Origin of the sequence: Phenylobacterium sp. (assembly GCF_030693625.1) — a bacterium.
Classification (GTDB): domain Bacteria; phylum Pseudomonadota; class Alphaproteobacteria; order Caulobacterales; family Caulobacteraceae; genus Phenylobacterium; species Phenylobacterium ferrooxidans.
The window spans coordinates 1-14,488 of the sequence record NZ_JAUYAF010000082.1 but is presented as its reverse complement, the minus strand read 5'-3'; the positions used below and the strand labels follow the sequence as shown (position 1 = coordinate 14,488).

The following is a 14,488-nucleotide window of genomic DNA, read 5'->3' as shown; positions in this document are numbered from 1 at the left end:
CCTGGAATCAGGCCCGCTGGAAGGGATCAGTTCGCCTTAGGTTCTTCAATCGGCGCGGACGGCGGCTTGATGGTCGCGGCCTTGTCCTTGCGGAACGGCAGGTTGCGCAGCAGGCCGCCCTTCTTGCCGGTGGGCTCGATCGCGGGACGCAGGCCCCGGTCGGTCAGCAGCTCGTAGGCGTCGCCGTACCAGGCGTCGCCCGGATAGTTGAAGCCCAGCACCGCGCCGTTGCGCCTGGCCTCTTCGGCCAGGCCCAGGGTCAGATAAGCCTCCACCAGGCGGTAGAGGGCCTCTGGAGCGTGGCTGGTGGTCTGATAGCGGTCGATCACCGCCCGGAAACGACCCAGGGCCGCGATGGTGTCGCCCTGGCGCAGGTACCAGCGGCCGATGGTCATTTCCTTGCCGGCCAGCTGGTCGTTGACCATGTCGATCTTCAGGCGGGCGTCGGCGGCGTATTCGGTGCGCGGATAGCGCTGCACCACTTCCTGCAGGTTGGCGAGCGCCTGACCCGTGGCGGCCTGGTCGCGGCCCACGTCGACGATCTGCTCGAAATAGCAGATGGCCTTCAGGTAGTGGGCGTAAGTCGCCGCCGGGTTGCCCGGATACAGCGAGATGAAGCGGTCGGCGTCGCCGATGGCCTCGGCATAGTTGTTGGCCTGGTAGTGGGCGTAGGCGGTCATCAGGATCGCCCGGCGCGACCACTCCGAATAGGGATGCTGACGCTCCACCTCCTGGAAGTAGTCGACGGCCTGGTTCCAGAGGCCGCGATCCAGACGGTCGGCGCCGGTAGCGTAGAGCAGCTCCACCGGGCGCTCTTCATAAACGAGCTTGGGCCGTTTGGATTTGCCGGCGCAGCCGGCCAAGGCCACGGCGACGATGCAGGCGACAAGCGCCGGGCGACCCCAGGAATTGCGAAGCAAGGACACCGTCACCTCAAACAGACCAAATGCGCGGCCCCGCGCTGCGAGTCCTCGCTTCTACACCACGCTCGGCGAGGCGCAAACGGAAGGGAGGCGAGGACGCAGGGAACCACCCGACGACGGCCCAGCTAAAACTCGAGATTGTCGAAAGAGAGGCGGGCCGAAGGGGAGTCAGACCGCCTGGGCCAGATTGTCCACCAGGCTGCGATAGCGCCAGGCCTGGGGTTGCGCCACCAGGGCGCGGACCACGGCGTTGTTGATGCCGTGACCGGCCAGCACACCCTCGAAGCGGCCGAGGATCGGCGCGCCCAGCACGAACAGGTCGCCGATGGCGTCCAGGGCCTTATGGCGCACGAACTCATCCGGACGGCGCAAGCCCTCCGGGTTGAGGATGCGGTCGCCCTCAATGACGACGACGTTCTCCATGGAGCCGCCACGGGCCAGGCCCATGGCGCGCAGGGCCTCGACCTCGTGCAGGAAGCCAAAGGTGCGGCAGTTGGCCAGTTCGCTGCGGAAGGCGCGCTCGTTCATCGGCAGGTCGACCCGCTGACGGCCGATGGCCTTGGAGTCGAAGGCGATCTCGAAGGCGACTTCGAATTCGTCGGCGGGGCTGAGGGTGGCGCGCTTGTCGCCGTCCACGACCTCGACGGTGTCCAGGATCTCGATATAGCGGCGCGGGGCGTCCTGCCCCCGGCGGCCGGCGCGGTCGAGGATCTCAACGAAGGGCAGCGAGGAGCCGTCCATGATCGGCATCTCGGGGCCGTCCAGTTCGACGACGGCGTTGTCGATGTTCAGCATCACCAGGGCGGCCATCAGGTGCTCGATGGTGGCCACGGTGACGTCGGCGGCGTTGGTGATCACAGTGCCCAGTTGGGTCTTACAGACCGCCTCGGCGCTGACCGGCACGCGGTTGTCGCGATCGGTCACGTCTGTGCGGACGAAGGCAATGCCGGTGTTGGCGGGCGCGGGGCGAACCGAGACGCGGGTGTGAGCGCCGGTATGCACGCCGACCCCGGCGAAGATCGCCGGACCCTGCAGGGTGTGTTGAAACGCGGATGCGGCCAAGACCGGAGCCCTCTTTGAGTCGAAGCGCGGGCCGGAAGTGGCCGCGATACGCCTCAGATGCCTTTTACGGCTATGCTGCGGCGCCGCAAGACACGTCCTGTTTCCGAATGTTTCGATTCTCGAGGTCAGGATTTGTTAGCGGAATCAAGACCTAGGCCCCCTCGCCTCACACGCGAAACAGTGGTCCCCAACGCAACAAGGCCGGGGGTGAGCCCGGCCTTGCGCGAAGATCGACTTCGGATCGCCTAGTTGGCGAGACGTCGCAGGAAGGACGGGATTTCCAGGTCTTCCTGGCCATCGACCTGTTCCTGCGGGGCTGGAGCCTCAGCGGGTTGGGCGCCGCCGCGGGCGGCGGGACGGGCCGCCGGCGCGGGCGCCGGGGCGTCGTAGCGCGGACGGCTGCCGAACAGGCTCAGAAAGCCGCCGCTGCGTTGCGGGCGGCGATCCTCGAAGGCCGCGTCCGCGAACAGCGGCTCATCCTCGTCGTCGGCCACAGACGGATCGACGATCCGGGTCATGGGCGGAGCGGGCGGAGGCGCGGCGGCCTGAGTGATCTGCGGCTCGACCCGCACCGGCGCGGGGGCCGGGGTGGGCGCGGGAGCCGCGGCGTAGAGATCGCCCTGGGCCTCCAGGTCCTCGTCGAAGCTGGCCTTGGGAGCCGGGGTCGGCGCGGGCGCGGGAGCCGCGGCGACCGGGGCGCGATAGGCCGGAGCCTCATAGCGGGGCGCCGGAGCCTGGGCGGCCGGGGTGGCGTAGATCGAACGCACCGGTTCGGGCGCCGGAACGGGCGGCGGCGTATAGGGCTGGTGGGCCTGCTCGGTGGCGCGCAGCGGCGGCGCGGTCAGGGGACGACGCTCGACCTTGGGCTCGATGGCCGCGATGGAAGCGCCGTCCATGCCGGTGGCCACGACGGAGACGCGGATCATGCCTTCGAGGGTCGGGTCGAAGGCCGCGCCGAAGATGATGTTGCCCTCGGGATCGACCTGCTCGGAGATGGCGTTGGCCGCCTCGTCAACTTCCAGCAGGGTCATGTCGAGGCCGCCGGTGACGTTGACCAGCACGGCCTTGGCGCCCTTGAGCGAGACTTCGTCCAGCAGCGGGTTCTGGATGGCGTTCTGGGCGGCCATCAGGGCGCGGTCCTCGCCCGAGGCCTCGCCGGTGCCCATCATCGCCTTGCCCATCTCGGTCATGACCGTGCGGACGTCGGCGAAGTCGAGGTTGATCAGGCCGGGCAGCACCATCAGGTCGGTGATGGAGCGAACGCCGGAGTGCAGGACCTGATCGGCCATGCCGAAGGCTTCGGCGAAGGTGGTCCGCTCGTTGGCGACCCGGAACAGGTTCTGGTTCGGAATGACGATCAGGGTGTCGACATAGCGTTGCAGCTCGCTGATCCCGGCGTCGGCCAGGCGCATGCGGTGACGGCCCTCGAAGTGGAAGGGCTTGGTGACCACGCCCACCGTCAGGATGCCCCGCTCGCGGGCGCACTTGGCGATGATCGGCGCGGCCCCGGTGCCGGTGCCGCCGCCCATGCCAGCGGTGATGAAGACCATGTGAGCGCCGTCGAGGTGCTCACCGATTTCGGGAATGGATTCCTCGGCCGCGCTCATCCCGACTTCCGGATGGGCCCCGGCCCCGAGGCCCTGGGTCACCTGGACGCCCAGCTGGATGCGCCGGTCGGTCTTGGAGAACGACAGCTGCTGGGCGTCGGTGTTGGCGACGACGAACTCGACGCCCTCCAGCCCAGCTTCGATCATGTTGTTGACGGCGTTACCGCCTGCCCCACCGATGCCGAATACAACGATGCGCGGCTTCAACTCGGTCGCGCGCGGCGCGGAAAGTGCAATAGCCATTGGGACCTCTACGTCCTCCGTCATTCATTCTGGGAGACAAGGCGACCCGCCCGCCAGGCTCCCTCGACGGATGGCGTTAAGGAAACGCCTACCATCGTTAATTGGCGGTTAACTGCATAAGGCGAGTCGGAGGTCCGTCGAGCCGCTAACCAAGCTAAATTGGTTGGCGCGTAAGGCTTAGGTGCGATTCCCAAGCCCGAACTGCGACACCCTGACTCACAGATTTCGTCAAGCCGCTGAACACATTCAAGAACAGCTTGAAGCCCTCAACTGAGTCGATTGTGAGTCGATAGGCGCCGAGTGAGCGGCGCGTCGCCACCTGACGAGAGTTCGGGGCTGGAGGCGGCAGGCGTCTTGGTCTCCCCTGCGGTGGTCCGGTCCCGCAGCATCCGGGTCACACCCCGCTGCATCGGCTGATCCACCCAGCGATCGAAGACCGTGGCGACCAACAGGGCCACCGGCAAGGCGCAGGCCCAGAACACCCACTGCTCCCAAACCGCAGGACTCAGCCAACCCACAAGGGTGCGCTGGGCGTTGAACCACAACATGCCGACGAAGATGTGAGTGATGTAGAGGGCGAAGGAGATACGCGCGGCGCGGGCCGCAAGATCTGCGCCCCAGGTCATCCGCATCTGGCCGCAAGCAGCGATGATCACGCCCAGGAGGACGATGCTCAGCAAGTCGAAACGGCCCAGGGACTGAAGCGCGAAGACCCCGGTTACGGCGCTGAGGGCCAGGCCCGCCGCCCAGTCGGTTCGCGGCCAACCGCACTCCGCGGCCCTTGCCACGCACATTCCGAATACGAACAAGGGCGCGGCGCGGAGGACACCCAAATTGAAGCCCAGGTCGTAGAACGACCGGCCATAGGCTTGGCGGATACCCAGGTCAGCAAGCCAAACCAGGGCCGCTCCGCCCAGAAACAGCACAAGCCCACCCCCTGCGCCGCTCAGGCGTCGCCAGAGGGCCGGAAAGGCCGCGTAGCAGACCACCAGCGCCGAGAGCGGCCAGGTCGGCAGGTTCCAGCCGCCGCCCTGGCCGGCCCACGCGTGAATCAGGAAGGCCTGGGCCGGCAGTTCACTCCACTGGAAGGACTCTGGGTGGCCCGGCGCCCGTCCGGCCAGACCCGCCGCGAAGATCACCGCGGCGAAGGCGGTGAGCATCGCGATGTGCGCCGGCCAGATCCGGAGCACCCGGCGCAGCAGGAACTGCCCGTCGCTGATGGTGCGGGCGGCCACCTGCCGGCTATAGGCGCGGCCCAGCACATAGCCCGAGAGGATCAGGAACAGGTCGGTGACAAGATAACCGCGCAGGAAGATCGGGCTCAGCCGCTCCAGCGGAAAAGGCCCCTCGCTCTGGTAGTGGTAAAGCACCACCAGGCCGGCGGCGGCGAAACGCAGGAAATCCAGGGCGGCGCTGCGGTTGGCGCCCCTTCTGGCAGGGACCGTGCCAGAAGGGGATGGTTCTGAGTTGAATGACAAGACCGACGCCGCCTCTATGTTGCAATCGCCGTCAGCGTCGCAAGAAGCGCTCCATCCGGCGGTGTCGCCGGACAGTCCCGATCAGGTCATCCGCAGCGCCGGATAGCGCCGCCTAAGGTTGTGGTCAGAGGTTCTCGCGCAGCCAGGCGGCGGCCTTGGCCACCGGGTTGGCGCCCGGGTCCACCGGATCGCGGCGCAGCTTGGCCGAGGCGAGCGCCTTGGCCGAGACCGCCTCGCGAGGACCGAAGGCGTGACGGTGCAGGACCCCGGCCGCCGCGCAGAAGGCGGGACCCGAGGCGGCGTCGGCCAGGTGCGGCACGCGGCGCGGACGGCCCAGGCGTACCGGGCGGTCGAAGACACGCACGGCGACTTCCCGGACGCCAGCCAGCTGGCTCGCGCCGCCGGTGAGCACCAGGCCCGCGCCAGGCTCGACAGGCGCGCCCGAGGCCTTCAGTCGGTCGCGCAGCAGCTCCAGGGTCTCTTCGACCCGGGGGGCGATGATGCCCTTCAACAGGGAGCGAGGCGCGATCACCGGGCCCGCGCCCGGATCGTCGCCGCGCGGCGGCGCCTCGATCATCTCCCGGTCCTCGTTGGCCGAGGCGATGGCCGAGCCATGCAGGGTCTTGATCCGCTCGGCGCCGGCGATGGAGGTGGAAAGCCCACGCGCGATGTCGGCGGTCACGTGGCTGCCGCCGACCGGCAGGGTCTCGACGTGGACCAGGCTGCCGCCGGAGAAGACGGCCGCCGAGGTCGAGCCGCCACCCATGTCGATGCAGACGGCGCCCAGGTCCATCTCGTCCTCCTCCAGGGCCGCCAGGGCCGACACGAAGGGGGCGGCGACCACGCCGTCGAATTGCAGGTGAGCCCGCTCCACGCAGGCCCCCAGGGTCTGGAAGACCGCCTCGGAGACCGAGACCACGAGCAGCTCCACCGCCAGGACGCGGCCGAACATGGCCCGCGGATCGCGGATGCCGGACTGGCTGTCCACGGCCCAGGCGACGGGCAGGATGTGGGCGGCGCGGCGGCCGGGAAGCTTGATCTGGGCCAGGGCCGCCTGGATGGCGCGCACCAGGTCATGGTCGGAGATGGCGCGCGCACCGAGGGTGACGCGGCCGGAAATGCGATGACTGGTGAGCGCCCCGCCGCCGGTGGCGACCGTGACGCCCTGCACCTGGACGCCGGCGACGTTCTCGGCCCGCTCGACGGCCTGGGCGATGGCGTCCGACGCCTCGTCCAGATTGACGATCGCCCCGCCGCGCACGCCGCGCGACTGCACATAGCCGACGCCAGCCGCGGTCAGGGTGCGGTCGGAACGACGCACGCCGTCATGCTTCATGATGAAGCAGCTCACCTTGGACGCGCCAAGGTCCACCGCGGCGATCACCGGCTGGCGGCCAAGCGCGGCCTTCAGCCCCTCGCGGCTCTCCTTGCGGTCCTCAACACGGGTCACCAACGGGTCCGCCCTCTTCTTCCTCAAACGCCGTTCGCGACGAGTTGCCCGGGAAGGGCCCCGTCGCGCGGCCGCACCGCCACCACGCTCGGATCACGCAGATCGATCCGCTCGAAACCCAGTTCCAGGATGCGCTGGCTCTGATCCAGCTGCTCCAGTTTTATCAGGGCGCCGTCTTCGTCCACCGCCGGCAATTGCACCAGCGAGCCGTCCTTCAGCCGCAGGTCCCAGCGGCGGTTGTCCACCCGCACCAGGGCCTCGATCCGCTCCATCAGGCGCGGGCGGGCCGCGACCTCCGGCAGGATCTGGGCGGCGTATTCATTGGCCCCCTCACCGACGATCAGCGGTAGGGTGGGAAACTTGTCAGACCGGGCCTCGGGGATGATCCGGCCATGGTCGTCGATCACGTGGCTCTGGCCGCCGTGCTGCCAGACGGCCAGCTGCCTGCGCTCCACCACCGCCAGCACCAGGGTGTCTGGGAGCAGGCGCACGATGCGGGCTTCCTTGACCCAGCCGACGGCCTCGACGCGCTGCCGCAGGGCCTCAAGGTCCAGGCCCAGCAGCGGCTGATCCTTGTAGACCCCGGCGGCCGCCAGGATGTCGGCGGTGGCCATGGCCGAGGCGCCCTGGACGTGGACGGCCTTCAGCCGGAAGCCGAGGTGAGCGAACTGCCCGCCCACCGCGCCGCTGATCGCCTCGGAAGCCTTGTGGGCGCGGTCGCCGGTGGCCAGGGTCGCGATCAGGACGATGGCCAGCACGCCGCCGGCGGCCATCAGGGCGTGTTGCGGGGAGAGGCCGACGTTGCGGGCGGCGCCCAGCTTCGCGGGGGCGTACCCCGCAGGCGCCTTGGCCTGGGAGCGAGACTTGGAGCCAGCGGGCTTTCTAGCCCGGGGTTTCGCCGAAACTCGCGATCCCCCCCGCAGCACCGCGGGCATAAGCGTCCTCCGTGATCCAAAGCACCAGGTTGTCAAAGTCCACGCCCTTCATGGCCGCTTGCTCGGGGACGAGCGAAGTCGGCGTCATGCCGGGCTGTGTGTTGACCTCCAGAAGGACCAGAATGTCGTTAATGTCGTCATAACGAAGATCAGATCGGGTAACCCCGCGACAACCGAGCGCAGCGTGGGCGCGCTCGGCCAACTCCATGGCTTTCTCCAGGGTTTTCAACGGAATCTGGGCCGGCAGGATGTGCTCGGACCCCCCATCCCCGTACTTGGCCTCGTAATCATAAAAGCCCGATCTGGGCACAATGTCGGTGACGGTCAGGGCCTTGCCGTCCATCACCGCCACGGCGAGCTCCTTGCCGCGGATATAGGGCTCGATCATCACCTCTTCGCCGAAGGTCCATTCGGGCGAGACGATCTCCTGGGGCGGCCGGTTGGCGCCGTCCAGGACGATGAAGACGCCGACGGAGGACCCCTCTGCGTTGGGTTTCACGACATAGGGTGGCGGCATGACGTGCTCGGCGGCGGCCTCGAAGCGGTTGAACAGGCCTCCGCCCGGGACGGTCACGCCGGCGGCGGCCAACACCGCCTTTGACTTGGCCTTGTCCATGGCGAGCGCCGAGGCCAGTACGCCCGAGTGGGTGTAGGGCAGGTTCAGGGTCTCCAGCACCCCCTGGACGCAGCCGTCCTCCCCCCACGCGCCGTGCAGGGCGTTGAAGCAGACGTCCGGCTTCAACCGGGTGAGCACCTGGGCCAGGTCACGCCCGGCGTCGACGCGGGTGACCTTGGCGCCCAGGCGCTCCAGGGCGTCGCCGCACGCGCGGCCAGACACCAGGCTCACATCGCGTTCAGAGGAAAGGCCGCCAAGCAGCAGGGCCACATGGCGGCCGGAAAGGGGTTGGCTCACTGGGCCTCCGTGGCGAGCAGGGCGGCCCAGGCGGCCGCGGTCTTTTCATCCTGCGGCGGTGCGACAGCTGGGGCGGAGAGTCAAGCCGGACCCCCTCGTTTCACCGGTCGGTCGCCGCGGATGGAAGACAAGGCCCTTCACGCGCCCCGCACAGGCCACCAGGCGGTGCGGCGCAAGGCGTTGCGCACTTGGCGGCCCGCCCACCAAGGCCGACATGTGACCGTCGAGGTCGCGCGCGTCTAGGCCAGGGCGGCCGCGATCGCCGCCCGGAAGGCCGCGGCCACCGGCGCCACCAGGTCGCCCGAGACGCAGCTCAGATCGTCGCCGGCGGTGTGGAAGTAGCGATGGCCGCCATACTGGCCGATCGCCGGGGCGTAGCCCGCCTCGATCACGTTCACCAGTTCGCCCCCCGCGTGGGCCCGGTCGGCGGGATAGACGGCCTCCAGGCCGCTGATCCCCTGGAAGGCCGCGCGCACCGCGTCGATCACCTCCGGCGTGGCGGTCAGCACCCGCTGGGGGTCGGCGCTGGGCAGGGGCCGCAGCCGGCCGCCGAACTCGTGCCAGTCGCGCGCCGCCGCGCTGGCGCCGATGTGGACCCACATGCGCGTGGCCGCCGGCCTGGGCGCGCGGTGCTCGAGATACTGCTCGCCGCCGAGATAGATGTACTCGTGGCCGCTGGTGGCCACGAACTCCAGGTTCACCCCCGGCGCGGCGGCCGCCAGCCCGTGAGCCAGGGAGAGCCAGACCGCCAGGCCCGACCCCCGCTCGGCCACGCAGCTGTGCCAGCCCGAGCGCGGCGTGGTGACGATCAGGCTCTTGGGCGCGCCACGGTCGAGGCGGGCGATCAGGTTGAAGGCCGGCCGCCGCCCGGAGGCGGCGTCGACGGTGAGCGTCGCGCCCCGTCCCTGCCGGGCCGCCGCCAGGAAGGGCTCGGCGTCCTTGGGAGCCAGGACGGCGATGGGCTTGCCGAAGCCCGGCGCGGTGGCGCTGACGTTCAGGGCGACGGCCTCCCCCGTCGGCCCGTTGGTGACCAGCACCGCCGCGGCCGCGCCACGGCTGAAGGCGTCGGTGAGCGCGCGTGAGACCGCAGGCTCGGCCAGGCTCACCCAGCGCCGGAACGGCAGGACGATCAGCGCGATCGCCCCGTCCAGCCCGCCGTCCGAGGACGCCAGCCGCAGCGGCGCGGACAGTCCGCCGGGACCGGTGGGAACCACCAGGGCCTGGGGAAACACCGTCGCCTGGTGGGCGCCCACCGTGAGCCTCGCCGTCCGCACCTCGGCATAGGGGACCTCGAAGGCCTGGCGTTCGCAGCCATAGCCCAGCCCGGCGAGCTCGGCCTCGAGCCAGGCGCCGCTGGCGGTGTCGCCCGGCCCGCCCGAGGCCTTGATCCCGAAGCCCGCGTAGCGCTCCAGCACCGCCTGGAACCACGCCGGGTCAGGGCCTGCGCCCGCCGTCGCGGCCTGCGCCCCCGGCGTCGCCGCCGCCAGGGCGCCCGCCCCGAGAATCACTCCACGACGTGACGCGCCCATGCCGACCTCCGTGTCTGGCGGCACCCTAGCACCGGTCGATGCGGTTGGCCGAGGTCGCGCGGCGGATCGCCGGCCTGTGCGCCCGGCCCTCGACCAACCCTGCGTATGGCGGACGACGGCTTGCGGCCGCTCGCGACCCATCTCGGACCATGTGCAGCCGACCGCGCAGAGCAACGCGCTTTCGCCCTCAGTCATTTCGGCTAGGATCAACCTGGACGCGCCAGTAGAGGGCATGATGGACAAGCTCAGCCTGCACAATCCGCTGTTCAATACCTACGTGGTGGCGGCCACCCTCATGATCCTCAAGGTGGTCGGGATGTCCTGGCTGACCGTGATGCGCATGATGCAGGTAAAGGGCGGTTTCCGTTCGCCCGAGGACCTGAAGAAGACCGCTTTGAATCCTCACCCGAATCCGACGCAGACACAGCCGAACGAGTCTGTTGATCGCATCCGGCGCATGCAGCTCAACGACCTGGAGAACGTTCCATTCTTCCTGGTCGCCGGCTTCCTGTTTGTTCTTACGGACCCTCCGCTGCTCCTCGCGCAGTGGCTGCTCTATGGCTACGTCATTTCCCGTTTCGCCCACTTCGCGGCCTATTTCACGGCTCGAACCCATGACACCCGTGCAGCGCTCTGGACCATCGGCTCGCTCATGCTTGTCTTCATCACGTGCTGGACCCTGGTCGCCGTGCTGAGGGCGTGACGTCGGCTAACCAACGAGGCTGCGTGAAAACATCGAAGCAGCCTAGATTTCTATCCATCAGCTTCGGGGGCCGGGAAGAAACGGTTTGTCGAGGGGGAGGACCGGCGTCAGGGCAGGCTGCTCCCGGAATATCTTGAGGGCTACGTCTCCGAGGAGAACCCGGTCTGGATGATCGACGTGTTCGTCAATGAGCTGGATCTGAAGAGGTTGGGCTTTGAGGGCGTCGTGCCGGAGGTGACCGGCCGGCCGAGCTACCATCCAGGTCTGCTGCTGAAGATCTACGTATACGGCTACGTCAACCAGGTCGCCTCGACCCGGAAGCTGGAGTGCGAGGCGCAGCGCAACATCGAGATGTGGACGCTCACGGTTCCGGCCACGCGGCGTTGGTATGCCCGTTGCCAAATCCCGCCAATCTCACAAGTAGACAATGCGCGGCTGAAGGTTTCTGACGACTTCCAACAGCTTCAGAGCCGACGTCGGCGAGAGACTGGCAGGATTGAATGTTCTTTGCGTTTCGAGCGCCTGGATTATGGCGTCATCTTTGGGCGAGAGCGTCCTACCGCACATGCTCCAGCCTTCGAAACTTCGGCGCTCGATAGGCCCGGCCTTGATGACCGTTGGGGCCCGGTGGCGCCGGTCACCACAGATAAGGTGGTAGACCTCGCCAATCGTGAGACGGTCGCCTTCCAGGGCCTGGACAAACCATTTGTCACACGCGAGCAGGGCGCCAGAGACGCCGCGACTTGCGTTTCGAGCAACCGCCGCCGTGAGAATTCCCTCCATCATCGGTGCGAGAGCGTCGGGCGAACTGACTTCCGCCCGACTGAAATATACCAGACGGTGAAGGGCATGAATGTCGGCGTCCTCAAATGACATGGCAGGCTCTCAATTCTCCCCGCTTCCCAGGAACAGGGAAATGAATGCCGACAACCTTGAGCATCGCCGATTTAACCAGTCCTTTCAAAGCGAGCGGCCCACACCGTGACAAAAGAGCTCACGCCTCTCCCCGTTAGGCGCTCAGGCAACACTTCTTCGATGCCTGCGTGGAGCCGATAGCCTCCTCCGGGCAATATCAATGCAGCGTCTAGAGCAGGCGCCCCCACCGCCGGTTACGGTGACACTGTATGAAATAGGCCATCCTCGCCGGGCGCGATCTTCGGCTTAGGACCGCGCTTGGCCGGCGCGAGGCTGCGACCGGTCCCCGCCTCCAGGGCCTTGATCCAGTCCGCGGCGCCGACGGGCCGCCCGGTGGTGCGCGAGGCCAGCAGAGCCCGCGTCGCAGCCTCGTCCTCCGCGCCGGCCAGCATCTCGGCGAAGTCTGGCATGCGCGCCAGCAGCGGCGCGGTCACCACCACGCCATCGTCGGCGCCCGCCAGGTGCGCACCCGTGCTCGACCAGGGCCAATCCTGCGCGCGCGCGGTCATTCCAGCCGCCACCGGGTTCATCGCCACGTAGCGGGCCGCAGCCATCAGGTGGCGCTCATCCATCGCCGTGGAGCTGAAACGTCCCTGCCACAGATGCCCGGTCAGCTTCAGCCGAGCGTGAATGCGGGCGCTGTAGCGCCGGTGAGCCTCGGCGAAGGTGGCCCGCAGGCCATCGGAGTGGCTCGGGGTCATGATGAAATGGACGTGATTGGGCATCAGGCAGTAGGCCCAGATCTCCGTCTCCGACGCCTTGGCCGCGCGCGAGATCAGATCGAGATAGGCGCGATAGTCGTCCTCCCCGAAGAACACCGCCTCGCGGTGATTGCCCCGCTGGGTGACGTGGTGGGGCAGACCAGGGACGACGACGCGCGCGAGACGGGCCACGATGGGAACTCCTATCGGCTCTGTCCCGCGAAGATAGACGCTATTTCATACAGTGTCACCGTAATGCCTGGGCGCCCGGCAGCCTTGCTAAGACGTTGGGGCGGTGATGGGTTTAGCGTCCTCCCAGCGGTAGGGGAGCACGTCCGGGCTGACCTGAACCTCGGTGGTAAACTTGAACGGGTACTTGGTCCCGCTCGGGTAGACGAGCTCGACGAAATAGGCGGTGAACCCCGACTTAAGCTGCGCCGGGAGGCCCACGTAGCTGCCGTCCTTCTGAGGCTGCAGGCGAGTGGCGGTGAAGGCCTTGCCGATACTGTCGACGCGGAAGTCGCGGGCCTTCGGATTGGCCCCCTGCCAGAGGAAAACTTCCATCGGCTTGACGGCCGAGCGCACCACGATCGCACCATCCTTGCGCACCCCCCACCGGTAGCTGGGGATCGGTCGATTGCGGATTACCGCGTCGTGGAAGGCGGTGATGCTTTCCATGATGTCGGTGCCGGCGGTGGAGTGTTTGGAGTTGGGGATCATCCGCAGCCGCTTGGGCTCGGCGACCTTGTAGTAGCCGAAGCGGGTGTTGTCGGGCGGGAAGTACTCGTCGCCCACAGCGTTGATGACGAACTTCGGGATCCGCATCTGCGGGCGGTCCTGATAGTTGATCGGGTCTTCAATGAGGTTCACGCCCCGGAGCCCAGGCTTGCCGATCATTCCGGGGATCAGGCCGTAGTGGACGTAGTCGCCGAGTGCCGGCGAGAAATAGCCCATGGCTCGCCAGTGGTGGATAGCGGTAGCGTCGACATTCAGCACGTTGATGACGATAGGCACGATGCCGATGACGCGCCGGTCAACCGCCCCGACCAGCCAGGTGGTCCAGCCGCGCTTGGACCCGCCGGCCACGACGAAGCCATTTAGCTTCATGCGACCGCCGGCGTCGCTCGCCAGGTACTGCTGGGCCGCGGTCATCGCCTGGGTCCCGCTCTTCACCATCGGCAGGCGGAGCAGCTGGTTCGGGTCGCGCGTCTTGGCGTAGCGCGCCTGAAGGTAGGCGATGATCTCGTCCTCGACATGATCTTTGGGCTCATCGGAAAAGCGCAGCGGCTGGTTCGGCACGTCGTCCAGTTCGATGACCACCGAGCTGGTTTCCACCGCCAGCTTGGCGAAGCGATCGACGGCTTTGGTGGGTGCGGCGTCGCCCTTGTCGCCCCCGGTGATGTAAAGGAAGCCCTTGTCGCTCGTGACCTTGTCGGGGACGATCACCGTCACCCAGTGTTTCCAGAGGTCCTGTCCGGGCAGCATGGTCTCGGTGGTCCAGCTCTGGGAGGTCATCTCCAGGACAGCGCCGTGGTATCCAGGCCCCGAGATTGGCCCGACCACCTTCCAGCCGAAGCTCGGCTCCGGCTTAGCGACGTAGGCGTCGAGCGCATTGGGGCCCTTGGCGACGGCGGCCGGAGCCGCGGCCAACGCAGCGGCGGCGATCACGCCACCCAGCAGCTTGAGCAAATTCATCGAGAACCTCCCATGGACCTTTCGACGGTCCTTGGGCGGAACACTGTCACAGGCGAGCGGCTGGTGTCCGCAGGCAATCGGTTTTGCTCCCGCTTTTGCGTGACGCGGCGCGCCTCCCTCTTCGCATAGCACCGGCTGTCAGAGGCCGCATCGGGATCCCGTTTGTGCGGGCGGACGAGTGCCCGCTCTCCACGGTGGGCTCAACTGATCGCTGCAACACACTCGGCGAAGGTCTCTGCTGGTGTTCGATAGAGCAAGGTCTTTCTGGGCCGTTCGTTGAGCTGGCGGGCGATGGCGCTGAGCTGGGCTTGGCTGTGCACAGACAGGTCGGTCC

Annotated in this window: 12 protein-coding genes and 2 pseudogenes; 2 read left to right on the top strand and 12 right to left on the bottom strand. The window is 67.9% G+C overall.

Annotated features, from left to right (window positions below):
• Window positions 1–26: 26 nt before the first annotated feature.
• From Q8N10_RS18945 to Q8N10_RS18910, 8 genes are all read right to left on the bottom strand, one after another.
• Window positions 27–932 (bottom strand): outer membrane protein assembly factor BamD, encoded by a 906-nt coding sequence (locus tag Q8N10_RS18945; protein ID WP_304775123.1) that lies wholly within the window; start codon window positions 930–932, stop codon window positions 27–29.
• 159 nt (window positions 933–1,091) lie between these two features.
• Entirely contained in the window at window positions 1,092–1,985 is an 894-nt protein-coding gene (gene lpxC / locus Q8N10_RS18940; RefSeq protein WP_304775121.1) for a UDP-3-O-acyl-N-acetylglucosamine deacetylase, read from the bottom strand.
• Window positions 1,986–2,230: 245 nt separating this feature from the next.
• The gene (gene ftsZ / locus Q8N10_RS18935; RefSeq protein WP_304775119.1) at window positions 2,231–3,835 is read right to left on the bottom strand and encodes a cell division protein FtsZ; all 1,605 of its coding nucleotides are present in this window, start codon (window positions 3,833–3,835) and stop codon (window positions 2,231–2,233) included.
• A 266-nt stretch (window positions 3,836–4,101) separates the two neighbouring features.
• Window positions 4,102–5,313 (bottom strand): acyltransferase, encoded by a 1,212-nt coding sequence (locus tag Q8N10_RS18930; RefSeq protein ID WP_304775117.1) that lies wholly within the window; start codon window positions 5,311–5,313, stop codon window positions 4,102–4,104.
• A 124-nt stretch (window positions 5,314–5,437) separates the two neighbouring features.
• Complete coding sequence (ftsA, locus tag Q8N10_RS18925) at window positions 5,438–6,763, bottom strand: cell division protein FtsA (protein WP_304775116.1); 1,326 nt, start codon at window positions 6,761–6,763, stop codon at window positions 5,438–5,440.
• 23 nt (window positions 6,764–6,786) lie between these two features.
• A complete protein-coding gene (locus Q8N10_RS18920; protein ID WP_304775114.1) occupies window positions 6,787–7,698 on the bottom strand; it encodes a cell division protein FtsQ/DivIB in 912 nt (303 codons plus the stop codon).
• Window positions 7,646–8,611 carry a D-alanine--D-alanine ligase gene (locus Q8N10_RS18915; protein ID WP_304775111.1) on the bottom strand — a complete coding sequence of 322 codons (966 nt, stop codon included), beginning with the start codon at window positions 8,609–8,611 and terminating at the stop codon, window positions 7,646–7,648. The genes Q8N10_RS18920 and Q8N10_RS18915 overlap by 53 nt, the downstream gene beginning before the upstream one ends.
• Window positions 8,612–8,850: 239 nt before the next feature.
• Window positions 8,851–10,140 (bottom strand): hypothetical protein, encoded by a 1,290-nt coding sequence (locus Q8N10_RS18910; protein WP_304775109.1) that lies wholly within the window; start codon window positions 10,138–10,140, stop codon window positions 8,851–8,853.
• A gap of 235 nt (window positions 10,141–10,375) precedes the next feature.
• On the opposite strand from Q8N10_RS18910, the gene Q8N10_RS18905 reads away from it, so the two are divergent.
• Together Q8N10_RS18905 and Q8N10_RS18900 are read left to right on the top strand one after the other, a co-directional pair.
• A complete protein-coding gene (locus Q8N10_RS18905) occupies window positions 10,376–10,843 on the top strand; it encodes an MAPEG family protein (protein WP_305663975.1) in 468 nt (155 codons plus the stop codon).
• A gap of 117 nt (window positions 10,844–10,960) precedes the next feature.
• Window positions 10,961–11,209: pseudogene (locus tag Q8N10_RS18900) on the top strand (transposase); the annotation flags it as partial.
• A 48-nt stretch (window positions 11,210–11,257) separates the two neighbouring features.
• Here Q8N10_RS18900 and Q8N10_RS21100 read toward each other — a convergent pair.
• The 4 genes and pseudogenes from Q8N10_RS21100 to Q8N10_RS18885 form a co-directional block, all read right to left on the bottom strand.
• On the bottom strand, window positions 11,258–11,629 hold the full coding sequence (locus tag Q8N10_RS21100) for a BLUF domain-containing protein (RefSeq protein ID WP_370690167.1): 372 nt from the start codon (window positions 11,627–11,629) through the stop codon (window positions 11,258–11,260).
• Window positions 11,630–11,952: 323 nt separating this feature from the next.
• A complete protein-coding gene (locus tag Q8N10_RS18895) occupies window positions 11,953–12,651 on the bottom strand; it encodes a transposase (protein WP_304775106.1) in 699 nt (232 codons plus the stop codon).
• An 87-nt stretch (window positions 12,652–12,738) separates the two neighbouring features.
• The gene (locus Q8N10_RS18890; protein WP_304775105.1) at window positions 12,739–14,154 is read right to left on the bottom strand and encodes a PhoPQ-activated protein PqaA family protein; all 1,416 of its coding nucleotides are present in this window, start codon (window positions 14,152–14,154) and stop codon (window positions 12,739–12,741) included.
• A 200-nt stretch (window positions 14,155–14,354) separates the two neighbouring features.
• Window positions 14,355–14,488: pseudogene (locus tag Q8N10_RS18885) on the bottom strand (IS30 family transposase); the annotation flags it as partial.

Excerpts from the sequence above, each read along its gene's own strand:
- ftsZ (WP_304775119.1), bottom strand. The coding sequence starts at position 3,835 with ATGGCTATTGCACTTTCCGCGCCGCGCGCGACCGAGTTGAAGCCGCGC.
- Q8N10_RS18920 (WP_304775114.1), bottom strand. The coding sequence starts at position 7,698 with ATGCCCGCGGTGCTGCGGGGGGGATCGCGAGTTTCGGCGAAACCCCGG.
- Q8N10_RS18910 (WP_304775109.1), bottom strand. The coding sequence starts at position 10,140 with ATGGGCGCGTCACGTCGTGGAGTGATTCTCGGGGCGGGCGCCCTGGCG.
- Q8N10_RS18905 (WP_305663975.1), top strand. The coding sequence starts at position 10,376 with ATGGACAAGCTCAGCCTGCACAATCCGCTGTTCAATACCTACGTGGTG.
- Q8N10_RS21100 (WP_370690167.1), bottom strand. The coding sequence starts at position 11,629 with ATGATGGAGGGAATTCTCACGGCGGCGGTTGCTCGAAACGCAAGTCGC.
- Q8N10_RS18890 (WP_304775105.1), bottom strand. The coding sequence starts at position 14,154 with ATGAATTTGCTCAAGCTGCTGGGTGGCGTGATCGCCGCCGCTGCGTTG.